The following is a 22,058-nucleotide window of genomic DNA, read 5'->3' as shown; positions in this document are numbered from 1 at the left end:
CCGTATCTCATCGGGCTCCGGCAATATAACATTCGCTCACTACAATATTATCGACGCGTCAGCAACCTACCGGAGCCAACGATCACCATGGCCACGACTCCCAGGCCGAATTGGACGACACTGACGGACGAACAGTTCACGGCCGCGGCGCTCTATGACGACCGCGACTGGCTCGGTGAACTGTTGAGCCGCTACCAAGAGCGACTCTGGAGGTGTGCACACCGAATGGTGTCACCCGGAGAAAGCGAGGACGCCATCCAGGAGATCAACGAGCGCATCCTCAGAGGCATCCCTCGGTTCCGAGGTGACTCGACGATCGGCACATGGATCTTCGCGGTGGCACGCAATACCTGCCTCGATGTCAGACGCAGAAGGAAACCTCCCACCTGTTCGTCCGATGCCATCCCCGAAGACATTCCCGGTGCAAGCCGGCCTGCCGATGCCTTCGATATCTCGATACTGGGATGCCGGACCGCCTTGGCCATTCATGAACTACCCAAGGGACAGGCCGGCGTCGTCGTTCTTCGCCTCGGCTGGGGCTTCTCGACCGCCGAAACCGCGACACGTCTCGGAATCTCCGAAGACGCTGTAAAAGCCAGGCTTCGCCGTGCTCGCCGACAGTTGCAGTCGGCCCTCGCCCAACAGATCGCATGCCCACGTTGCGGACCGGGCACCTACGCCGTCACCGGCAGCACGGTCGTGTGAGCCCATCGCCCCAACAACGTATGCGCTATCGTCGATATCTCCCCGGCAACAACGATCGGAGACTTCATGGGACGACCAGCCATCATCGAAGCAACCCCGGTTCCGCTCCCCGACGAGGAACTCATCGCCCGCATCTTCCGAGGGCTCGGTGACGCAACCCGGATCCGCATTCTTCAGCTTCTCCTGAAAGGCCCTCGAAGCCAAAAGGAGATCGTCGAAGAAGTCGGCCTCTCCCAGGGACGCGTCTCACAACATCTCGCGTGCCTCGAGTGGTGCGGATACCTCGAAAGCGTACGGCGCGGCCGTATCGTGGAGTACCGGGTTACGAACGCGCGAGTTGTCGCTCTGCTCGATCTCGGCAAAGGATTCCTCGACACGACCACTGGCGATATCGGGTCGTGCCGCATCGTGATGACCGAACAACCTATGAACCAGGACTGATTGCATTAACACAATATCTGAGTACTCTGTCTTACGACCACGAGCGGAGAAGACAATGAGTACCAAGATCACCCTCGGCGTCAAGGGGATGACCTGCGACAGCTGCGAACACCACGTTGGGAGCGTGCTTGCCTCGGCAGGCCTGACGGATCTCGAAGTCGACTGGCGCCGTGGGCTCGCAACCGGAATCGACACAGGTTCGTTCGACGTGACGAAGGCGACCGATGCGCTGGAGGGGACCACCTACGAGATCGTCTCCGTCTCCACATCCGACAACGAGCCGGCGGACATCACCGCCTCGGGCGACGACGACTACGACCTGCTGATCATCGGCTCGGGTTCGGCGGCGTTCGCCGCAGCGATCAAGGCGAGGGATCTCGGAGCGTCCGTCGCCATCGCCGAGAAGGGCACCATCGGCGGCACTTGCGTGAACGTCGGTTGCGTGCCGTCCAAGGCGTTGCTACGACCTGCGGAGCTCTACCACCAGGCCGGCCACTCGCCGTTCGCCGGAGTCGCGACGTTCGCCGGTGATCTCGACCTTGGCGTCCTCATCGCAGCCAAGGATGAACTCGTCGGAGTCCTCCGGCAGGAGAAGTACGTCGATCTTCTCGACGTCTATGACATCGATCTGATCAGAGGAACCGCCCGCTTCACCGGCCCAAATGCCGTCGAGGTCGATGGACGACCGATTACAGCCGGTCGCTACCTCATCGCGACAGGAGCCTCCCCGTGGGTGCCACCGATCGAGGGTCTCGACGATACGGACTATCTGACGTCGACGACCGCTCTCGAGCTGACGGAACTGCCAGAGGAACTGATCGTCGTCGGCGCCAATGCCATCGGTCTCGAGCTCGGACAGCTCTTCGCCCATCTCGGGTCGAAGGTCACTTGGGTCGAAGCGTTGGACCGGATCGCCCCGTTCGAAGAACCCGAGATCTCCGACCTGCTGCGCGGGAACCTCGTCAGTGATGGCGGACAGGTCTACGAGAATGCCGTGGCACGGCGCGCCGGCACAGACGGAGACCGGACATGGCTCGAGATCGAGACCGGCGGCACCGGCGCGCGTCTGGAAGCCGACCGGCTTCTGATCGCCACGGGCCGTCGGGCCAACACGGCGAACCTTGGGCTCGACTTTGCAGATGTTGGAACCGACAAGCACGGCTCAATCGTCGTCGATGCGAGCTTCGCCACCTCGAACCCGGCGGTGTGGGCAGCCGGCGACGTCACCACCATCCCGCAGTTCGTCTACGTCGCCGCCGCCTCCGGCAATATCGCCGCAGAGAACGCGCTGCGCGCTGCGGGACGCGCGATCGACCTCCGCACGATGCCGCGTGTCACATTCACGAGCCCTCCGATTGCTTCGGTCGGCCTCACGGAAGAGGCGGCGCGGGAGACCGGACGCCCGGTCGTGACGTCGATCCTTCCCCTCGATTCCGTGCCCCGGGCGCTGGTGAACCGCGACACCGCCGGAGTGATCAAGCTCGTCGCCGATGAGTCGACCGGAGAGTTGCTCGGCGCACATATGCTGGCGGAGGGAGCCGGTGACGTCATTCAGGCGGCGGTCGTGGCGATGCACTACCACGCAACGGTCGATGAGATCGCCGGAATGTTCCACCCGTATCTGACGATGGCCGAGGCGCTCAAACTCGCCGCCCAGACCTTCAACAAGGACGTCAGAAACCTGTCTTGTTGTGCTGCATGATGCCTATGCTGTGGGATAATGAATGATGATGACCAAGAAAGGAGAGACCGCATGAAGCGCTTCACGGTACCTCGCGTAGCCCACTGTTCGGACGGCTGCAGAATCGGGTCCTGAGCAGGACGTTAAACCGCTCAAAGAGCCGATGGTCGCCTCCCTGGGGAGGCGACCATCCGTTTCAGGACGTGGTTTGCGGGATGCATTTCGACCACGGGTGTCCGCGGCCACGACCGGCCGGCAGCACGGGTGCCGTCCGTGGCGAGGACGATACCCGAGACTCGAATGCTCACTTCGGCCCGTTTCGTCCGGGGAGTGGGCCCGTACTGCTTGGCACACATCCTGCGGACCCTCGATCGCCCATCGACACAGAGCAACCCGACACCCCTCACCGGATCGGGTCAGGGTGATCCGGGACCGTTTACTGCGTCCCGCGACCATTCGAAGCCCCCGGCAACAGCAGCGGCGGTCACCCCTCGCCTTTCGGTCGGAGGTTGCAGCACGGAACACCAAGTGCCGTGTGCCAGGTGTGGGCGTCACTCGGCAGACTCCTGGCGTGCCTGCGATTCCACTTGTTCGGGCTCGACGACCAGGTTTGGAAGCATACGGTCGAGCCGGCGGGGAATCCACCAGTTCTTCTTTCCGAACAGCTCCATCGTGGCGGGCACGAGCAGCATCCGCACCAGGGTCGCGTCGATGGCGACCGCTGCGGCGAGACCCAGCCCGAGGATCTTGACCGTTCTGGTGTCCTCGAGCAGGAAGCTGCCGAAAACGAAGACCATGATCAGTGCCGCCGCCGTGATGACCCGCGCCGTGACGGTCAATCCGTCGGACACGGCCGCGCTGTTGTCACCGTGTCGGTCGTACTCCTCACGAATACGGGTCAGCAGGAACACCTCGTAGTCCATCGAGAGCCCGAAGACGATAGCGAACAGCATCATCGGGATGAATGGCTCGATCGGACCGGGAGCGATGCCCAGGAGTCCGCCGCCCCATCCCCACTGGAACACCGCTACGACGATGCCGTAGGCGGCGCTGATCGCGAGCAGGTTCATCACGACCGCGCTCGCCGGAACGAGCACCGAGCGAAACACCCCCATGAGGAACAGGAACGAGATGAACAGGACGGCCCCGTAGAAGTACCAGATCCGCCGAGACAGGTACTCGGAAAAGTCGAGATTCGCGGCGACCGGCCCGGTGACCCTGAGATCGGTCCCCACCGTCCGGTCGATCTGCGGGATGACGTCGTCGCGGAGATCGTGAACGAGATCGGTGGTTGCCTCATCCTGCGGTGAAGTCTCGGGAATCACCTGCCAAAGGACGGCGGTCGGCTGCCGTGGGTCGTTGAGAATGGGCCGGGACACCCGGGCGACCCCGTCCACTTCCCCGAGCGTGTTCGTCACACCTTGGAGTGCCTTGAGATCTATCCCCCTCGACAACTCGCCGATGAGAAGCAACGGCCCATTCGCGCCCGGCCCGAAGCCTTCGGTGAGCAGATCGGAAGCCTCCCGTGTCGTCGTCCCCACAGGATCGTTGCTCGCGTCGGCAAACCCGAGCTGAACGGAGAGGACGGGAATGGCAACGATGGCGAGCACGACGATGCCCATCACGGTGATGATTCCTGCTCTGCGCTGGACGAAGCGACTCCACCGGTAGAAGGCGGTCTCTTCGATGGGTTTGCCGGACGAGATCACGACGCGCCTCTTGAGCGGTCCCCAGAAGCGCCCTGCGATAACGGCGGCAATGGCGAGAATGAGTGCTGCCCTGAGCGCCGGGATGTCGAGTGCCACGCCGATCAGGGCGGTCGCCACGAGCACGGAGGCGAGCAGGCCACCGCGGCGTGTCACCTCGATGCGATGCCCTCCAAGACCGATGAGGGCGGGAAGCAGGGTGACCGACGCGACCATCGTGACCAGCACGGTCGTCGATGCGGCAACGGCGAGACCTGTGATGAACGAGACGCCCATCAGCAACATACCGAGAAGCGAGACGACGACGGTGACACCGGCGAACAGCACGGCGCGACCCGCGGAGTTGAGCGAAGCCGCGGCCGAGTCGACAACGGAGATCCCGCGGCCGAGGTACTCCCGATGCCGAGTAACGATGAACAACGCATAGTCGATGCCGACCCCGAGGCCGATCATGATGCCGATCGTCGCGGCGAAGTCGGGCATCTCGATGATGTTGCTCACCAGCGCCGTGATCAGCACGCCGGTTCCCACCCCGGCGAGTGCCGTCGCGACGGGGAGGCCCATTGCGAGCACGGATCCGAACGCCGCGATCAATACGAACATGGCGAACGCCAGGCCGAGAGTCTCCGAACTCGGAGGTTCGCGATGGCGGAACACGTCACCGCCGAGAGCCAACTCGAACCCGTCGATCTCGGGGGCCATCGATATGATCTCCTCCCCAATCCTGGCACCTTCGCCAGTCGTGGTGGCCGCATCCAGGACGAGCTGTGCATAAGCGATCTTTCCCGCGCTCTCGCCGCTCGTCGAGATCTGGCTGTCCCCGATCGGTGAGTACGGGCTGACGACGTTGACGACGCCCTCGATCTGCTTCGTTCTCTCGAAGAGCTCGGACATCGCTGTTCGCACATCCGAATTGTCGACACCCTGTTCGGCCCGGAACACGATCGTCGCCGGATCGCCTCCTGCATGCGGAAACTCGGTCGCGAGGATGCCCAGACCTTCACTACTCTCCGACGCTGGAGCAGTGATGCTGGAAGTGAAGGCCTGTCCCACGCCGAGGACGGTGCCGACGAGCACGGCTACCGTCAAGAGCCAGGCGGCAATGAATCGCCACGGATGGGACGCGGCGAACCGACCGAGGCGTGTGAGCATGAAGAACTCCCCAAATGAGACAAACTGACTTAAGCGAGACAGACCATATCATGTATGTGGAGGTACCACATGCCCAGCTCTGAACGCCGGACCAACCCGCAGGTTCAACGCACTCGCCGCCTCATGCTCGATGCGGCCCGTCGGCTGCTTTCGGAACACGGCCCCGAAGCGGTGACCCACCTGCGGGTCGCCGACGCGGCCGGTGTCGCCAGGGCCACGGTCTACCGCCACTGGCCCGACCGCTCCGATATCCTCCTCGACCTCCTGCGCCGGGGAGCCGACCTCCACCCGGCCCCTCCTCCGGCGAACCTCCCCATCTCCGATCGGGTGACCGGACTTCTGCGGACGTTCGCTGCCGCTCTCAACGGTGACAGCGGACAGATCGTCACGGCAATGATCAGCCTTGCCGAATGGGACGAGGACGTGTTTGCCGCGCTCGAGCGGATGACGGCGTTCGGACCGAAGTTGCTGAGGGATCTCCTCCACATCGGTCTCGAAGAGGGATCGATCGTCCGCGGCGCAGACATCGACCTGCTCGCCGACCGTCTGATCGGCCCCCTCTACCTCCGGCGGCTCCTGTACCACGACGAGATCACCGACACCTACGTGGATCATCTCGTCACGAGCACCCTGGCACCGGTTCTCGCCACGTGACCGTCGGCGGGCACGTGCCCGCGTTGAATGCATCCGGCTGGAGCGGCCGGCCGTGCAACCCCGAATCCCTGCTATCGTTGCACAGGCCGCACCGGGTGGAGGCCAGCGTATAGTCGCTTCCCCGGTGGTTACACGGCTTGTTTCTCATACGGTTGGACTGCCTCTTCGGCCGACTCTCGATCCCGTAGGCGATGGGCGCCGCGCGGTCGAGCGAGAGATCGGCACATTCACCTATCTTCCCCTTCGGGACCAGGAGTCATCATGACAACCACGTTCGCCCAACTTGGGCTACCCGACACGCTCGTGCGCGCACTCGCCAAGGGCAACATCGTCGAACCCTTCCCCGTCCAAACAGTCACGATCCCCGATGCTCTCGCCGGCAAAGATGTGTCCGGCAGGGCACCGACCGGATCCGGCAAGACCCTCGCATTCGGCCTCCCGCTGCTCACCAAGGTGGACAGGGCGAACGCGTACCGGCCCCGGGCGCTGATCCTGGCTCCCACGCGAGAGCTCGCCGAGCAGATCAAACGCGAACTCGTTCCGCTGGCTCAGGCGGTCGGCCGCCGTGTGTTCGCCATCTATGGCGGTGTGGGATACGGTCCCCAGAAAGGCGCGTTGCGGCGCGGCGTCGATGTTCTGGTAGCAACCCCCGGAAGGCTCGAGGACCTCATCGAGCAAGGCTCCGTGGACCTGCGCAAGGTCGATATCGTCGTGGTCGACGAGGCAGACCGAATGGCCGATATGGGGTTCTTCCCTGCCGTGCGACGTATTCTCGATCAGACGTCGAAGCAACGGCAAACACTGTTGTTCTCGGCGACGCTCGATGGGGACGTGGCCGTCTTGAGCCGCGATTACCAGCGGGATCCTGTCCGCCACGAGGCGGGGACGGTGGAGCCCGAAACGGTCGACGTCCGGCACCACTTCTGGCTCGTGCAACACCACGACCGTGTGCAGCACACCGCCGACCTGATCGAGGCGGCAGGCCGCTCCATCGTGTTCACCCGTACCCGTCACGGTGCCGACCGACTCGTCAAACAGCTCTCCAAGCTGGGAATCAATGCAGTCGCCATGCACGGCGGACGCTCCCAGAACCAGCGGACCAGGGCCCTCCAATCGTTCTCGTCCGGTCGCTCCCAGGCGCTGATCGCCACTGATGTCGCGGCGAGAGGAATCCACATCGACGCGGTCGCCTCGGTGATCCACTTCGATCCGCCTGGCGACTCCAAGGACTATCTGCATCGCTCGGGCCGCACCGCTCGCGCCGGTGCCACCGGAACGGTCGTCAGCCTCGTGACCGGCGACCAGCAGCGGAACGTCCGCCGCATGCAACGGGACCTCGACCTTCATGCACCCATCGAGGCGCCCCGACTCGAGGCGCTCAACCACGGTGGGCACCGGGTCGGCGAGCCTGCGCCGGTAGGGCCAAGGCGACAAGCTCCGACCACGCGCCCGGACGCACGCCCCCAGAGGAAGCCGCATCACCCAGGCGACGGCGGGCCGAGCGTCTACATCGCGAACCTACCGTGGGAAGCCACCGTCGACGACGTGCAAACGCTGTTCGCACGCTACGGCGAAGTCCACCAAACCACCATCATCACCGACCGGCGGACAGGACGCTCGAAAGGATTCGGCTTCGTCGACATGCCCCAGCCGGCCGCTCGGACCGCGATCGAAGCGCTGCACGGTTCGATGCTGGACGGCCGGGACCTCACCGTCCGCTTCGCCAAACCAAAACGCCACTACGACTGACACCCCGCCGGCGCCGAATCACCGACAGGGTTGATACCACCGTTTGCAGGCTTGGTGAGGAACGAACTCGGCGGCGCCGTGATACGGGAGCCCGGCACTCTCGCCGATCGTGGGCGACCGGCCTGCCGATCCGGGCCGGCTTCTCCGGATGCCGAGATAGCGTGACCTGTGAGTTGGATGCTGCACGAACGGACCGGGGGGCTCCCGAGGGAGCCCCCCGTGTTCTCAGGGCAGATGGGGGTTCTAGTAGCCGGACTGGTAGACACTGCCGGTGATGGGATCCCAGTCCACGTCGTAGGCGACGCAGATGGCATAGGCCATGCCTGAGTCCCAGTCGCCCCGGGGGGCAGGGATCGATTCGACGTACAGTGCCGAGTCGTCATAGGGAACGCCAACGAAGTCTTCGAAGACGGAACCGGCGCACTCTGTGTCCGATTCTTCTTGGAGCGTGTCGGCGCCAGGCCACGGGCGGGAAGAATCGAACTGGATGATGGCGATCACCTCATTGTCGTGTGCCTGGTTACAGTCCACGGGTGTGATGTAGCCGGCGTCGAGGTCGATCCCTTCGTCGTCGAAGCAGGTGCCGGGCCAGAGCTGCAGGTACTCGTACACGTCGTCCTGACTCGGTGATGCAGCCGCCGTGGGCTCCGTGGCCGGGGGGTTCGTTACGGGAACATCCTCGGCGGCGAGTTTCTCACCCGAGTTGAGGACACCTTCGTAGAACAGGTCCGTGTCGGGCCGGTACACCTCGATGGAGATCGCATCGGTGGCGTTGCGGCTGCGAAGCACGTCGCAGTAGTCGGCCATGGTGCCGTCGGTGGCAGGGACGATCCCTTCGATGAGGGTGACGATATCGCCGGGTCTGACACCGGCGTTTCCTGCGGGGCTGCCGGAGACGACCGAGTTGACGAAGACGCCGGACACGCCGTCCTGGCTGATCGCCTGCCCGTTGATGCCGAGGGAGGTGACATTCTCGCCGGCTTTGAGTTGATCGAGAACGGAGAGCGCCTCGTCACGGCCGATCGCGTACGATTGGCCGGCAGAGTCGCCGGCGTAGTTGACGGCAACTATGTTGCCGTTCTCGGTGACGATTGGACCGCCCGATGAGCCGGGAAGCGTGTCCGCGGAATGCTCGATCACATGATCGACCGACGACCAGTCGGACTCGCCATCCGCTTTCGCCTTGGAGACGATCCCGTCCAGCAGTGTGTACTCGGCGGAACCGAGCGGGAACCCCGCAGCGTAGATCTTCTCGCCGGCCACGATCGGATCGCTGGACCACTCGAGATACGCATACCCCTCACCGTCGATATCGATGACGGCCAGGTCGGAGCATTCGGATACACCGAGGACCTTGGCGTTGCGAGGCTCGACCTCCCCATTCACGAACACGTCCAAGAAGGCTGCACCGGCGACCACGTGGTTGTTGGTGACGGCAATGCCGGACTCGTCAACGATGAACCCGGAGCCGGATCCTGCCGTGTTGTACATGGTGCCTTCGCCCGGTTCCACGAAACTGCCATGTGCGACGATGCGTACGACCGCGTCCTGGACACGGTCCAGACTGTCGACTGCCTGTCCTCCACCATCGGCGGACGTGTCGTCCAGGTTGTCCCCGATGCTGAATTCGGCGCTACAGGAGGCGGCGACAAGCGCCACGGCCATCAGCGCGAGATGTAGTTTCCTGATCCGCATATCACTCTCCTTGTCAGATACTGTTCCGTGGTTGCAGCACCATACCTTTGCCGGTGTGCCGGATCCTGGCTTCGTGATCGATCCCCGACAGCAGGCGACCGCCGCTCACGACGGATGCGGTGTGGGCAGACAACGGGGTTCTCGCCGGAGTATCGAGGACACCCGCGACACCCGCCTTTGTGTCGTTCCGCGGACGAATCTGCCGGTCGATGATCGTCGCACCGATGGACGGTCGTGCGGCTGGGAGAACTTGTCGATCCTTTGGCGGTCGCGTCGGTGTAGCGAGACGCAAACCTGCTCTCGAGTACGAGGACATGTCCATCTCATACACCATCATGACGGTATCAATAGCCTTCGGAGGTAAGCCGAGCCGTATCGAAGGTGTGCTCGTCGAGGGCTTTGGAGAACGCGTCGTAGTCCGGTTCGCTGAACATGAGTCCGGAAATCCAGATGATGACGCTGTGGTCGGCGTTCCATGCCGCAATGTCCAGCTTGACGGCATCGAGATAGTCGGTTTTGCAGTGGTGCCAGAATCGGTACAGGCCGTTGTAGGTGCCGTCGTCGTAGACACCGATGCCTCCCTCCGTGCACCGGTCGGACCAGTCGCGGGATCTGACCCACATTTCGGGGGTCCATGAGTCGTACGGAGTCTTGTGCGCGATACCCATCTGGTAGCCGGGGGTGGTCCAGTCGGTGGTGTAGTCGCCGATGGTGTCGGAGCCGATCACGTACAACTGCACGCCGGTGCCGTACGGCCCGTCGGGTGACCCGTAGATGGGTGTGGCATCGACGGAGAGCTCGAGCCCCCATTCGTCGGGTTTCACGGCGTGGATGACATGGTGAGCGTCGTCCACCGAGTCGTAGGCAGCCGGGTACGGTTCTGCGGGCAGCAGGTAGAAACCGGTGTTCTTGATCCAGTCGAAACCGCCGTTGTCGTTACCGGGCGGCGGCCCGAAGGTGGGCAACGTCGTGGTGGTGGGAGGCGGCAGCGGCTTCGTCACCGTCGTGGTGGTGGGAGGCGGCAGCGGCTTCGTCACCGTCGTTGTACCCGTCGGCTGCGGCGCGCCGGCATTGCTCCAGTGTTGCCCGTTGGAGCCGAGGACCACGTCGGTACCAAGGACCCCCTCGTAGAACAGGTCGTCGCCGGGCCTGTAGACGACGATGGGGATGGGCTCGATGGCATTGTGATCGTGGAGGGCGATGCAGTAGTTGTCGAAGCCGCGTTCGGAGGCAGTTTCACGCCCGTCGATGGAGACGATGATGTCGCCGGGTTGAAGGGCGATCTGATCGGCGGCGCTGTTTGGAACCACGGCACGTACCCAGAGGCCGTCGGGACCGGAGGTGTTGGCCGGATCGCGATAGGGAACGGTGTTGAGACCGATGGTGATCAGCGGGCTGCCACCGGAGCGACCGCCCAGTTCGAGATCGGAGATCCCCGCGCCGATGGCCCAGAAGGGGACGGCGAAGGTGCCCGTGCCATCGACGGGCAGGATGATGGCGACAACGGAACCGTCGTCGATCATGACGGGTGCACCGCCTTCTCCAGCCCGGGTTGGCACGCTGAGGCTCAAGAGGGCGTCGCTGTCGATGTCGAACCAGGTGGTTTGCCCCCTGAGGTCGATACCGGTGACGGTCCCGTCGGTGACGGTGTACTCGGACGTGTCCTGCGGATACCCGCCGATGCTGACGTGTGTGCCGACAGCGACGTGTTCCCCCACATTGTCGAGAAACGGGGTGTCCGTGATGTCGGTGTACATGACGGCAAGGTTGGAGCACTCGTCGATGGCTCTCACCGTGGCAGCGTGCGGTTGTGGATCGTCGGCGAGATACACGTCGATGTTCTCGGCACCGGCGACGGCACGATTCGTGGTGAGGATGTTTCCGCCGACGCCGATGAAGAACCCGGTGGCGGCGGCGGCGACGGGATTCAACGCCTCGTCTTCGGGCGGATCGTTGAAAGGTCCGGCAACGACACGGACGATGGCGGCACGGGCGTCTTGCACGTTGGCGTCGACGGCCCCGCCGGTCGAGCCGGCGGCACCACCACCGGGGACGGTGGCGGCGGCATTGCCGGACGGCACATTCGTGTCGGTCGGCGCGCTCGTGCCGGAGTCATCGGAAGTAGTTGTCGTCGTCGTGTTGATCTGGATACTGCAGGCACTCAGAACGAGTGTGAGGCCGGCGAGTGCGATCCAGATGCTGCGAGGCATTGCCTTCTCCAAAGATGTCGTCGCGGGTGGACTGTACCGACAGGACTTCCACCGGATCAAAACGGTCGCCCTGCCATCTTCACCTGGTGTTCAGACGAACACGGCACACCTGTTTCGACCCATCCAGTAGGAATCATCACATCCGGTATTCGACACATCGGGCCCAAATCTCAAGCGTTTGTCCGCGACGGCAGAGTGAAAGCCCCGATACATGTTGCCGACAGGGGTGTGCCCGAGTCCTGGTGCGTCATTGGAGGAAAGGGGTCGTCCGCGTTCCGCGACCTGGCTCGAAGGGTGAGACATCCTGACACCCACGCGGAAGTTCTCCCGGACGCACGGCGACATCCGATCGTACGGAGAGTTCCCTTCTGGAAGAACCACCATCGACGCGCCGACACCCCCGAACCGCTCGCAGCCGCCCTCCGCACCATCTCTCGACCTCGATACGGACGAGAACTTGACTCACAACGCCAACGATGTCCTGAGTCTCGCCTGTTAGAGTTTATACTCTAATAATTAGAGGACATACTCTATGGCAACGGTCGACACACGAGATGCGATCGTCGATGCGGCACTCGAGCTGTTCAACAAGGACACGGTGGCCGCGGTCTCGACAAACCGCATCGCCCAGGAAATCGGGATCAGCCCCGGCAACCTCTACTACCACTACCGCAACAAGGAAGAGATCGTCCGCACCCTCTTCGACCGCATGGTCGACGATTGGGACACGGTGTGGCAGCTCCCGCCAGGACGGGCTCCCACCGCGAGCGATCTCGTCCAAACCCTCGAGCGGACATTCGAGCTGCACCGGCGTTACCGGTTCTTCCAGCGGGAACTCCTCGCATTGTTGGCCCGAGACCCACAGCTGCGGGATCGGTACCGCGCCGTGTACCGCCGGCGCCTCGAAGAGTTCACCGTGTTTGCCGAATCGCTCGCCGCTGCAGGGGTGATCCGCTCTTCGATACAACCGTGGTTCACCGGACTGCTCGAGGGTCTCTGGATCATCGGCGAACACTGGATGGGGCACCTCGAGATCGTCGGGGACCCAAACGATCCCGAACAGGTTCGCCACGGTGTCCAGATCGTACTCGCCGTGTTGGGCCCGCATCTGAGCGACGAGTTCCTCGGCGACTGCAGCAGGCAAGGACCACATTCCTGATGCCGCTCGACGAAGAGTCAGGCTGCGCCACGCCGAAACCCGGTGACACCGGCGAGGAGCATCCCGGGATGACCCGCAGAGCGTTTCTGGCTCGGGTGGCCGGTGCCATCGCGGTGCTGGGAGCTACCACGCTGGGATACCGAGCCGTCGATCAGGGCGTGTTCGCCACCGGCACGGGGCAGGCATATGCGCCATGGGCCGACTTCGCCGATCGCAGCGGACTCGAAGCCCTGGTCGCCGGAGCCATCCTGGCCGCCAACGCGCACGACAGCCAACCCTGGTTATTCGAGGTACGGCCAGACCGGATCGATGTCATCGCCGATCGCTCCCGGTTTCTCGGTGCCATCGACCCTCTCACTCGTGAATCGGTTGTGAGTCTGGGCTGTGCGATCGAGAACCTGATGTTGACCGCCCGCGCCGAAGGCTTCGCACCACAGATCACCTATCGGCCCGATCGGTCTCAGCCTGATCGGACCGCCCGCATCACGCTCGTGGCGGCGCCTGCAGACCGATCCGGCCTCTACCGGATGATTCCGGGCCGCCACACCAACCGATCCGGCTACACGAGTGCACGGATCGATCCTGGGCTGCTCGAAGACATCGCCGGCCTCGGCGAACTCGACGGTGTGAAAGTCCGATGGCTGATCGGCTCCGATGCCGACCGCTACGGTGAGCTCCTCGTGGCGGCCACCGAGGCGCTCATTGCCGATCTGGAGCAATCAGCAGCCTCCGCCAAATGGTTCCGGCACTCGTGGGACGACATCCAAGCTCAGCGAGACGGCATCACCCTCGATGCCCAGGGAATGTCCGTCCTGCGAACGGCCATCGCCAAGATGCTCCCCGCCGGTTCGCGGCAGCGAAACGACGACTACTGGCTCATGGCGTTGCGCGACACCCAGGTTGTGACCGCCGCCGCCTACGGGATCATCCTGGTGCCCGACGCTGCGGCCACCGAGTCGCGGCTGATCGGTGGCCGCACCCTTCAACGCATCCATCTCGCTGCCACCGAGAACGGCATCGCCCTCCAGCACATGAACCAGCTCACCGAACGCGCCGACCGCGAACTTCAGCTTGGCCTCGCCCCCACCTTCGGCAATGCCCTCGAACAACTCGTGGGTGGCGACGCGCTACAGCCCCTGGTCGCGTTTCGCGTCGGATACGCAGACCGCGAGGCCCGCCCAAGCCCCCGTCGAGCCCTGAGAGACGTACTCATCTGATGAGGTCAACGACGACTACCACCACGGTGACACGCCTATATCCGGCCACGGCGCTGTGTCCGGCGGCCTGGATGCCGGCGAAGATACGCCAAATACCACGGAGTAGCCGGCTGGGGCGCCGACTCATCCCGCACCGATGCTCTTCGGCGCGATGCCGACTTCGGGTGGTCGCCTTCCTTTGGCGGAGGCATCAGGCCAGGACGGCTTTCAGCCGGTACGTTCGAAACGGTGGGCCTGCCAGCTCGTGAGTGGAGGGCCCACCCCGGCGGCGACCTGTCGGGCGTCGATCACGGACCCGTCGGCAAGATGGAACTCGTAAGGGCGGCCACCCCGGCGCTCTTCTGCGACGTAGACGTCGAGAGCCCGGCGCAGATCTTCACGGGAGAGGTCGAACGGCACCCACGAGGAGCGTTCCACCGTCTCGACGAACCGGTAGCCGCCGACGTCGGCAAGGCCCTTGATCCGCTCCTCTCCGTAGTGGGACGACACCTGAAGAAGAACAACCGCGCCGGGTTTCAGAAACGGCCGGGCGCCGTCGAGGACCCGGCGCCGCCACTCCAGCCCGTCCCCGTCGTCGGAAGCCGGCGGGTTGGCAACGAGGAAGTCGACACCGCCGACCAGCCGCTCGAGCAGATCCCGGTCGCCTGGGTCGTAGGGAGTGAAGTGGTCGGCCCGAACGACGGTGACTCGGTCGGCAACACCGTTGCGGGCGACGTTGCGGCGAGCGTTCGCCACCGCCTCGGGATCCCGTTCGATGGCGATGATCGACGTCACCGCGGGGATACGGGCCGCGGCGATGGAGAGGAGCCCGGTACCCGTGCCCCAGTCGATGCCGACGCCGACAAGGAGATCCCGACAGCGGCCCACCGCCCGTGCCATCACCCTGCTCGCCGGCGTGACCGGTCCCCCGCCGGCGGCGATCTCCACCTCGACGGTTCCCAGACCTCCCGTATCCTCGACACGCACGACCATGCCAAAAAAGGTAGCACGGCCGGGTTTCATACCTGGCGAACCGACGACGGAACCTGGACCTCTGACCTCAATGCGGGATCAGTCGACACCGTCGCAGCCATGGTCACCGTCCGGGCCGCGCCGGCCGACGAGCGGCCGCGCAGATTGTCGAATCTCGAACGTCTCGCGCCAAGTCGTGATGGCCGACCTACATGTCATCCTGTGTGACCGCGTCTTCGCCGTCCCAACATGTTCCGTCCGTGGAGGAACACCACGAGGGCGATGAGCGGAACGTGGATCGCAGGTAGATTGCGCGCGGGCCGCTCCGGCAGGTAGATGTCTGTGACGGACCCGTTCTCGGCGCCAAGGGACTCGGCGAGCCCGGTGAGCGGACAGCGAGCCCCGTTCGCCAGACCGCCAGGGCCGTCCTGCTCCCCCGTGTCGCGTTCATGGTGTCGGATGGCCTGACCGCCCTTTCAGGGTCCGGCGCCACCCCCACGTCACCAGTCGGAGCGTTCCCAGGGGGCTGAGGCGCCTGGCGATCACCATGAGTTTCGCGTCGACCCCGACGACGATTCGTTTCCTGTCCTTCTTGATACCACGAATGATGCGCCGAGCGGCCTGGTCGGGAGTGGCCATCGCCCGGCGTTCGAACTCGACGTTCTCCTCGTCACTCGTGTGGCGGGCGTTACGCGAGATGTTGGTCTTGACACCCCCCGGGTACACACAGCTGACGGAGACGTTCGTATCCGACAGCTCCTCCATCAGGGTTTCCGACAAGGCCTCCACGCCGGACTTCGAGATGTTGTAGGGACCGCTGGTCGGAAAGGGAAGGAATGAGTTGACACTCGCCACGTTGACGATGTGCGCTTCCGGCCTCTTCCTTAAGAGAGGAAGGAACGCCTTGACACCATGGATCACGCCCCAGAGGTTGACACCGATGACCCAGTCGAAGTCCTCGTAGGTCGCGTCCTCGACGGTTGCCACGCAGCCCACACCCGCATTGTTGACGATGACGTCGACACCACCGTGCCGACGTTCGACGGCGAGGGCGAATGCCTCGACAGCATGCCGATCGCCGACGTCGACGACGTGGGTCGTCACTTTGGGACTGCGATCGACGAGTTTGGCGGTCTCATTCAGCCCCGCCTCGTCGACGTCGCCGAGCGCGAGATCTGCGCCCTCTTCTCCCAGTCGGACCGCCAGAGCCCGCCCGATCCCCGACGCGGCACCTGTGAGAGCCACCACCTTGCCCGAGAAGTCCTTCATCGCGCCGCCCCCGGTCCTCACATCTCGCTTCGTTCCATGATGTTATCCCGTCTGCCGCTCAGTCCTCCATGCGGCTCACTTCGCGATTCCTCCGTCGAGTTTGAGCAACTCCGGGACGTCATGTGGATCGATGCCGGGATCGACTCGATGCAACTCCCAGGTTTCCTCGTGCGACGTGGAAGCACCCGGGGAAAGCGTGGCCAGTGACCCGAGTGTCTCGAGTTCGACGAACCGCGAGTCGCAATAGCACTGTGCGGTTGCGCCCAGGTCGACGTGACGGCCACCGGTGGAGTGTTGTGCACGTTTCACAAACACCGAATCGTCCCGCACATAGGCCAGCCACCCTCGATCCAGCGACGTTCCCACCTTGGTGGGACGGGTGCGATTGGCCTCGAGCATGATCATCCGGTTCTCGACCACAAACGGGTTGTCTTCCACGCCGGTATACGGCCAAACGACGATCGCAGCGTTCGCCTGCAAACCGTGCGGGTCGACGGGCTTGCGAGCCAGAGGAATCAGGGCCGTACCACCGACGGGCAATTGGGTGATCGCCCACGGTGCGACGTCGATTGCCTTGTCTCCGGTGTTGGTGAGTGTGTGGACGATGGAGACGGTGTTCTGCCCGGCGTGCGGACGGATGATCATCTTCTTCTCTATCCCGACGGTCACACCGCCGGTTCCAACGACCTGCAGCGCCGCTCCGACCTCGGTCACGACCACGGGTTCATCGTCGGGCTCGTAGGTGACATCGGGTGACTCAGGCGCAATCCATAGCCGGTGGCCGCCATGAAGCTTGTAGGAGCGACCATCGGGAAGATCGAGTGCGGCGTCACCCAACTCGGCAAGCACATTCGTCGACCCGACCTCCGAGAAAGCGGTGATACGAGGGCCGAATCCGGTGGCAACGGTCAAGACAAGTCGGTCATTGGTGATATGGACCTGATTCAGATCCTTGTCGAATCTGATTGTCATGCTGCCTCCGATACGCCGTCGAGCATGGTAGATCTCGACCTGTTCGAGCAGGGAACTCGCTGCCGGGAGATTGTCGACGCGGCCGGTCTCACGTCACACCCCGTCGGCGGACCCCGAGTCAGACGAGTGGCCCCTGCGATTCCTCTCGACGGATCAATTTGCGTCGACGACCAGCACGATCCTGCCCTGCACGGCGGCCTGCTCGACGAGTCGGTGCGCCTGCGCGGCCTCCTCCAGCTCCATCCGTTTCGCGATGACCGGTCTGATCTTGCCCTGCACCAACAGGTCGAAGAGCGCGGTCAGGTCCTCGCGGAACCAGTCCGGGTGTTTCTTGCGCAGCGCACCGATCTGGTAGAAAGCCGTCGAGCGGCGGTTCGGGAGGAAGTTCCACAACACAACCCGCATGAACTCGAGAGGGACGCTGCCGCCTCTGCCCATGGCACTGTCGTAGAAACCGTAGGCGACGAGCTTGCCGCCTGGCCCGAGTGACGCGAGGGACCGCTTGAAGTTGTCTCCGCCGATGGCATCGAAGACAGCGTCCACACCCTGACCGGTCAACGCCCGGACGCGGGCAACGAAGTCTTCACTCCGATAGTCGATAGGGGTTGCCCCCAGCTCGGCGACCAAGTCGTGCTTGGGTTCCGAGGCCGTCCCGTACATCTGCAAACCCGCCAGTCTTCCCAGTTGGAGCAACGCCGTGCCGACTGCCCCGCCGGCGGCGTGAACCAGGATGCTCTGCCCGCGCTGCATGTGTGCCGAACGATGCAACATTTGGTGGGCCGTGACGTACGACAACACGAGACTGACCGCTTCGCTCGGATCCAATCCGGCGGGCACGGGAACCAGAGATCGCTCCGATCGACAGATGTATTCTGCGTAGGCACCCCAGACCGTAAGATCGGCCACCGCTTCCCCGACCTCGAACTTGGTGACATCCTCACCCAGCTTGTCCACCACGCCGACCAGGTCATAGCCCGGAGAGAACGGCGGTTTCTGCTTCAGGCCGTAGTAGACGCCCTTGCGAACCATCGTGTCGGTGAAACAGGCGCTGGTCGCCTGCACCTTCACGCGCACCTCACCCGGACCCGGCTCGGGGAGGACAGCTTCTTCAACAACCTCGAGGACGTCCGGTCCGCCGAACTCGGTGATCACGACCCGCCTGTAGCCCATGTCCCTCTCCCCATGAAACTTCCACTCGGCATTCAAGTCGGACGGTTGTCGCAATGCGGACGTGGGCAGCGGCCCGAGCCGATCGACCGCAGTTTCCATCTTGATCCCCGTTTCGAAAACGTTCTCAGATCGTGCTGGACGAGCGACCAACACAGAACGGACACACCGATAACACCCGGTGGCAGTGAAGACGACCGCCGTCCCAAAGTGCGACGCCCACCCTTGCTCACCGCGGACCAGGTCGTCGACATCGCGATCACGCTCGCCGACGATGGAGGGGTCGTGGGACTGTCGATGCCCAAACTGACGTCGAGACTCGAGGACGGAACGATGACCCTCTACGGGTACGTCGCCGACACGCAACAGGCTGCTCGACCTGATGACGGCCAGGGTCATCGGGAGAAGGTCGGTATCGGAAGACGTCGAAGCGTGCCGGCCGCTCCATACGCACACGGCAGTGCGACCGGGGGTTGTCCAACAGGATTCGAACTCGCGACCTTCGGGTTATGAGTTGCTTTCAAAGGGTGCTGGTTGGTTCTCGTTGGTGCTCAATAGTGCCCGCTGCCAGGGGTTTCTCGCAATGGGCGTGTTAGCTCGTACCTGTGGATAATCCCTCATATCGCCCCATCCGTTAGAAGATCCGTTAGAAGAATCGGGGTAAGGGACTCGGGGAGGTCATCCCCAGAAGATGGCGGTCGGGTCGCTCTCGATCTCGGCAATGAGGCGGTCCACGTGAGGGGTCGGCGGCACCGGATCGTACTTGTGGAACTTGAGGTTCCGATCTCGCCAGTAGAGCAGCCATTCGCTTCTCGTCTTCGTGTAGCGGAGTCGGGCAACGGGGAACCGGGTCCACTCCGGCCCGTAGTCGGATTGCCACGGTGGACGGCATTCCAAGATGGTGACGGTTCGGTCGGTCACGTCGAGTTCATAACGAACGAGGCCACGAGCGCGCTCAGGTAGGTTGGCGTTGCGGGCATCGACCCACCGTCGGATCCGAACGAGATCGATCTCGGGGATCACGGCGACCCCCACTTCAGGCCATCAGGATCCCAGGTTCCCCTGGTCAGTCCGGCGATCACCGGGTCGACGAGGCGGCTCACGATCTCGGTGGCCTCGGTAGCGTCGAGGACTGCGAAGCCGGGAACGGTGGTTGCGATCTTCCGGTAGCCCTGCTGCCACTCGTCCGATGGTAGCGAGAACGGCAGGCACGGGGTCATGCCCCGGCGGCGATGCTCACTGACCAGAGCCGCATGGAGGGCGGTAGCCGAGACAGTCTGGGTGGTCGCGATCAGCACGAGATCGACAAGGTCGCGGTAGCGGGTACTGGGCCGACCGGCGTAAGTACCGATCATTGCCGCATGCTTGTCGGCAATCTGGTCCGGGATGGGGTGAGCGCGGTACACAGCGTTGCGCAGTCCAGGTATCTCGACCGGCTCGATTGGTGGGATCAGATCGGGCTCAGCCGTCATGGTGCGATCCGCGACCACATCGACTCTGAACGTCTCGAAGACCTTGTCCCCGAGGTAGGCGGTCACTCGAACTTGGATCCCGGCCGTCTCTCTGCCGAGACTCGCTCCGCGTTCGACGTCGAAGGTGAAGAAGTCGCCAAGATCGGCCTCCGTCGCGTCGCGCAACGCAGCAAGCGCCGCGTCGATCTCGCCCTCGTAGTACAGGTCGACGTCGATGCTGTGACGCGCTCGGAGAGGTAGACGGGCAAGCAGACCGGTGGCTCCTTTCAACACCCACCGCTCCGGCTGCCGGATGAACAGCCTCGCCAGCAGACGTCCGTAGGCGAACTGGCGGCGAAGTTCGGCGACCCCGTGGGGCGATGAGGCCGCGACGTTGGCGATCCGATCGGTCAGTGCACGTTCGAAATCCCTCGCCGACACATAGGGGACGCCCTCGGCTGGAGTCATCACCGCATCTTCCCCGTTGCCAGCTCCAGAATCGCGGCAAGGTCAACCCTTCCCTCCAGAGCTTCCTCCACTTCGGCTTCTGTGGTCAGACCTCTCGCCAGCGCCTCGGAAGCGATACGTCCCAAATGTCCGCCGTCCATGTGATCGGCCGCGAGGTCAGCAATGGTCCGCGCCGGCGTCGTGACTGCAAACCCGTCGTACACCGTCCACTCCTCCCTCTTCAGACCACGTGACCGGAGGTGGATCTTGACGTTCGCCCGAGCCTGGAGACGTCGGTCGGAGATGAACTCCGGTACGTCGGCGATGGCGACCCCCAGATCAAACAGGCCCGCCGCCGACCGATGCGACACCCAGAGATGAGGCCTGAGGGTCCGTTCCCGGGCCGACAGCTCTGGGGTGAGCCGAAGCCACGCCGCCCGAAGCTGCTGATGGGGGTCGTAGCCGGCCCCAGCGATCCGGTAGACGCCGTAGTCGAGCCGCTCGATAGCTCCACTCTTCAGGGCACGCTGCAGTGCCATATCGCCGACACACTCACGAACCGCCTGGGCACGAGTGAAATAGCCTTGCTGCGACTCAGCCACAGCGCTAAGCCGGGCTCCGATCGGAGGCCGTGTAAACGTAGCCATGATCACACATCATAGCTGCAAACCTATCGCTAACCGATAGTTTTACAGCATATAGGTCCATCGCGCTTTCCAAACCGGCTCGGGTGAGTTCGCGAATCCCGCCGCCGGTGCTGCGGACGTAGTCGAGGTCCTCGCTGCACCGCACTGGCGCAGGTGCATAGAGCTTGTGCAAACAGGTGCCCCCTCGGAACACCAGCTCGTCACCGAGATAGTCGTCGTTGGCAATCTCGACGATGAGCCGGGACAGCACCAGGTCCTGCGCGATCTGCTCCACCGTCGGCCACGGCACGGTGCGGCCCCATTCGGTGATTGCCGCTTGGGGGATCACGACGACTCCTCGTCCGGGTACTCGGCGACGATCACGTTCCAGCGCCGATCGAGGTTCCCGGATCGCCCGTGGCCGGGGTCCAACAGAGTGGGCGTGGTCCGCGTGGACGCAACGGGGACCAGCGGTTCGGTGTCGACTTCCACGTCGACCTGCCCGGCCATGTAATCGAGGAGCCATCCGGTGCGTTGCACAATCGACGCCGGATAGCCGGAGGCGACCTCGGCGAGCCGGCCAACATCGAGAGCATCCTCACCCAGCATGTCGCCGATGATCGTCGCCACGTTGAACAAGGCCCCACTCGCATTGGGGAAGGAAACGAGATCGAGCACGGTGGCTTCCGGGGTGGAGACACGCATCGTCCCGGTTGGGGTGTTGACGACATCGGTGGGTCGATCCGACGTGTGCACCGACGTGATGAACTCGATTCGGACCCGCCCGAATGTCCGAGCACGAAGCC

The 22,058-nt window shown here is 63.8% G+C and carries 20 protein-coding genes; 8 read left to right on the top strand and 12 right to left on the bottom strand.

Annotated features, from left to right (window positions below):
* Positions 1-87: 87 nt before the first annotated feature.
* The 3 genes from GXP34_06220 (at position 88) to merA (ending at position 2,848) form a co-directional block, all read left to right on the top strand.
* Positions 88-705, top strand: a complete 618-nt coding sequence (locus tag GXP34_06220) for a sigma-70 family RNA polymerase sigma factor (GenBank protein NOY55566.1) — start codon at positions 88-90, stop codon at positions 703-705.
* 66 nt (positions 706-771) lie between these two features.
* The gene (locus tag GXP34_06215; protein NOY55565.1) at positions 772-1,146 is read left to right on the top strand and encodes a winged helix-turn-helix transcriptional regulator; all 375 of its coding nucleotides are present in this window, start codon (positions 772-774) and stop codon (positions 1,144-1,146) included.
* Positions 1,147-1,201: 55 nt separating this feature from the next.
* The gene (gene merA / locus GXP34_06210) at positions 1,202-2,848 is read left to right on the top strand and encodes a mercury(II) reductase (protein NOY55564.1); all 1,647 of its coding nucleotides are present in this window, start codon (positions 1,202-1,204) and stop codon (positions 2,846-2,848) included.
* A gap of 530 nt (positions 2,849-3,378) precedes the next feature.
* On the opposite strand, the gene GXP34_06205 is transcribed toward merA, so the two are convergent.
* Positions 3,379-5,685, bottom strand: a complete 2,307-nt coding sequence (locus GXP34_06205) for an MMPL family transporter (protein NOY55563.1) — start codon at positions 5,683-5,685, stop codon at positions 3,379-3,381.
* A 69-nt stretch (positions 5,686-5,754) separates the two neighbouring features.
* Here GXP34_06205 and GXP34_06200 point away from each other — a divergent pair, with 69 nt between their 5' ends.
* Both GXP34_06200 and GXP34_06195 read left to right on the top strand, forming a co-directional pair.
* Positions 5,755-6,339: a TetR/AcrR family transcriptional regulator gene (locus GXP34_06200; GenBank protein NOY55562.1), complete on the top strand. Its 585-nt coding sequence runs from the start codon at positions 5,755-5,757 to the stop codon at positions 6,337-6,339.
* A gap of 261 nt (positions 6,340-6,600) precedes the next feature.
* Positions 6,601-8,088: a DEAD/DEAH box helicase gene (locus GXP34_06195; GenBank protein ID NOY55561.1), complete on the top strand. Its 1,488-nt coding sequence runs from the start codon at positions 6,601-6,603 to the stop codon at positions 8,086-8,088.
* A gap of 243 nt (positions 8,089-8,331) precedes the next feature.
* Here the strand turns inward: GXP34_06195 and GXP34_06190 are convergent, their stop codons facing one another.
* Both GXP34_06190 and GXP34_06185 read right to left on the bottom strand, forming a co-directional pair.
* Positions 8,332-9,783, bottom strand: a complete 1,452-nt coding sequence (locus tag GXP34_06190; protein NOY55560.1) for a PDZ domain-containing protein — start codon at positions 9,781-9,783, stop codon at positions 8,332-8,334.
* Between the two features lie 344 nt (positions 9,784-10,127).
* Positions 10,128-11,993 carry a serine protease gene (locus GXP34_06185; protein NOY55559.1) on the bottom strand — a complete coding sequence of 622 codons (1,866 nt, stop codon included), beginning with the start codon at positions 11,991-11,993 and terminating at the stop codon, positions 10,128-10,130.
* A gap of 532 nt (positions 11,994-12,525) precedes the next feature.
* On the opposite strand from GXP34_06185, the gene GXP34_06180 reads away from it, so the two are divergent.
* Complete coding sequence (locus tag GXP34_06180; protein NOY55558.1) at positions 12,526-13,152, top strand: TetR/AcrR family transcriptional regulator; 627 nt, start codon at positions 12,526-12,528, stop codon at positions 13,150-13,152.
* A gap of 644 nt (positions 13,153-13,796) precedes the next feature.
* Positions 13,797-14,369: a hypothetical protein gene (locus GXP34_06175; GenBank protein NOY55557.1), complete on the top strand. Its 573-nt coding sequence runs from the start codon at positions 13,797-13,799 to the stop codon at positions 14,367-14,369.
* A gap of 207 nt (positions 14,370-14,576) precedes the next feature.
* Here GXP34_06175 and GXP34_06170 read toward each other — a convergent pair whose 3' ends face one another.
* From GXP34_06170 to GXP34_06155, 4 genes are all read right to left on the bottom strand, one after another.
* On the bottom strand, positions 14,577-15,341 hold the full coding sequence (locus GXP34_06170) for a class I SAM-dependent methyltransferase (protein ID NOY55556.1): 765 nt from the start codon (positions 15,339-15,341) through the stop codon (positions 14,577-14,579).
* A 426-nt stretch (positions 15,342-15,767) separates the two neighbouring features.
* A complete protein-coding gene (locus tag GXP34_06165; GenBank protein ID NOY55555.1) occupies positions 15,768-16,589 on the bottom strand; it encodes an SDR family NAD(P)-dependent oxidoreductase in 822 nt (273 codons plus the stop codon).
* 75 nt (positions 16,590-16,664) lie between these two features.
* Positions 16,665-17,561 (bottom strand): hypothetical protein, encoded by an 897-nt coding sequence (locus tag GXP34_06160; protein NOY55554.1) that lies wholly within the window; start codon positions 17,559-17,561, stop codon positions 16,665-16,667.
* Between the two features lie 153 nt (positions 17,562-17,714).
* Positions 17,715-18,731 carry a zinc-binding dehydrogenase gene (locus tag GXP34_06155; GenBank protein NOY55553.1) on the bottom strand — a complete coding sequence of 339 codons (1,017 nt, stop codon included), beginning with the start codon at positions 18,729-18,731 and terminating at the stop codon, positions 17,715-17,717.
* A gap of 207 nt (positions 18,732-18,938) precedes the next feature.
* Between GXP34_06155 and GXP34_06150 the strand changes: the two genes are divergently transcribed.
* Positions 18,939-19,241 carry a hypothetical protein gene (locus GXP34_06150; GenBank protein ID NOY55552.1) on the top strand — a complete coding sequence of 101 codons (303 nt, stop codon included), beginning with the start codon at positions 18,939-18,941 and terminating at the stop codon, positions 19,239-19,241.
* 165 nt (positions 19,242-19,406) lie between these two features.
* On the opposite strand, the gene GXP34_06145 is transcribed toward GXP34_06150, so the two are convergent.
* The 5 genes from GXP34_06145 to GXP34_06125 form a co-directional block, all read right to left on the bottom strand.
* Positions 19,407-19,748, bottom strand: coding sequence for a DUF3024 domain-containing protein (locus GXP34_06145; protein NOY55551.1), 342 nt, complete (start codon positions 19,746-19,748; stop codon positions 19,407-19,409).
* Complete coding sequence (locus GXP34_06140; protein NOY55550.1) at positions 19,748-20,647, bottom strand: nucleotidyl transferase AbiEii/AbiGii toxin family protein; 900 nt, start codon at positions 20,645-20,647, stop codon at positions 19,748-19,750. Before GXP34_06140 ends, GXP34_06145 begins: the two co-directional genes overlap by 1 nt.
* Positions 20,647-21,273, bottom strand: coding sequence for a hypothetical protein (locus GXP34_06135; GenBank protein ID NOY55549.1), 627 nt, complete (start codon positions 21,271-21,273; stop codon positions 20,647-20,649). The genes GXP34_06140 and GXP34_06135 overlap by 1 nt, the downstream gene beginning before the upstream one ends.
* Positions 21,233-21,778 (bottom strand): hypothetical protein, encoded by a 546-nt coding sequence (locus GXP34_06130; protein NOY55548.1) that lies wholly within the window; start codon positions 21,776-21,778, stop codon positions 21,233-21,235. Before GXP34_06130 ends, GXP34_06135 begins: the two co-directional genes overlap by 41 nt.
* Positions 21,598-22,058 (bottom strand): hypothetical protein (locus GXP34_06125; protein NOY55547.1); only part of this gene is annotated, 461 nt, incomplete at its 5' end. The genes GXP34_06125 and GXP34_06130, both read right to left, overlap by 181 nt.

It is taken from the genome of Actinomycetota bacterium (assembly GCA_013152275.1).
Taxonomy (GTDB): Bacteria; Actinomycetota; Acidimicrobiia; order Spongiisociales; family UBA4744; genus BMS3Bbin01.
This window is presented reverse-complemented; position numbering and strand designations above follow the sequence as displayed.

What these genes read in the sequence shown, in the direction of transcription:
- GXP34_06215 (NOY55565.1), top strand. Translation starts at nt 772, where the DNA reads ATGGGACGACCAGCCATCATCGAAGCAACCCCGGTTCCGCTCCCCGAC.
- GXP34_06135 (NOY55549.1), bottom strand. Translation starts at nt 21,273, where the DNA reads ATGGCTACGTTTACACGGCCTCCGATCGGAGCCCGGCTTAGCGCTGTG.
- GXP34_06130 (NOY55548.1), bottom strand. Translation starts at nt 21,778, where the DNA reads ATGGCTCCTCGATTACATGGCCGGGCAGGTCGACGTGGAAGTCGACAC.
- GXP34_06200 (NOY55562.1), top strand. Translation starts at nt 5,755, where the DNA reads ATGCCCAGCTCTGAACGCCGGACCAACCCGCAGGTTCAACGCACTCGC.
- GXP34_06160 (NOY55554.1), bottom strand. Translation starts at nt 17,561, where the DNA reads ATGACAATCAGATTCGACAAGGATCTGAATCAGGTCCATATCACCAAT.
- GXP34_06165 (NOY55555.1), bottom strand. Translation starts at nt 16,589, where the DNA reads ATGAAGGACTTCTCGGGCAAGGTGGTGGCTCTCACAGGTGCCGCGTCG.
- GXP34_06180 (NOY55558.1), top strand. Translation starts at nt 12,526, where the DNA reads ATGGCAACGGTCGACACACGAGATGCGATCGTCGATGCGGCACTCGAG.
- GXP34_06190 (NOY55560.1), bottom strand. Translation starts at nt 9,783, where the DNA reads ATGCGGATCAGGAAACTACATCTCGCGCTGATGGCCGTGGCGCTTGTC.
- GXP34_06220 (NOY55566.1), top strand. Translation starts at nt 88, where the DNA reads ATGGCCACGACTCCCAGGCCGAATTGGACGACACTGACGGACGAACAG.
- GXP34_06170 (NOY55556.1), bottom strand. Translation starts at nt 15,341, where the DNA reads ATGGTCGTGCGTGTCGAGGATACGGGAGGTCTGGGAACCGTCGAGGTG.
- GXP34_06205 (NOY55563.1), bottom strand. Translation starts at nt 5,685, where the DNA reads ATGCTCACACGCCTCGGTCGGTTCGCCGCGTCCCATCCGTGGCGATTC.
- GXP34_06140 (NOY55550.1), bottom strand. Translation starts at nt 20,647, where the DNA reads ATGACTCCAGCCGAGGGCGTCCCCTATGTGTCGGCGAGGGATTTCGAA.
- GXP34_06155 (NOY55553.1), bottom strand. Translation starts at nt 18,731, where the DNA reads ATGGGCTACAGGCGGGTCGTGATCACCGAGTTCGGCGGACCGGACGTC.
- GXP34_06185 (NOY55559.1), bottom strand. Translation starts at nt 11,993, where the DNA reads ATGCCTCGCAGCATCTGGATCGCACTCGCCGGCCTCACACTCGTTCTG.
- GXP34_06195 (NOY55561.1), top strand. Translation starts at nt 6,601, where the DNA reads ATGACAACCACGTTCGCCCAACTTGGGCTACCCGACACGCTCGTGCGC.
- merA (NOY55564.1), top strand. Translation starts at nt 1,202, where the DNA reads ATGAGTACCAAGATCACCCTCGGCGTCAAGGGGATGACCTGCGACAGC.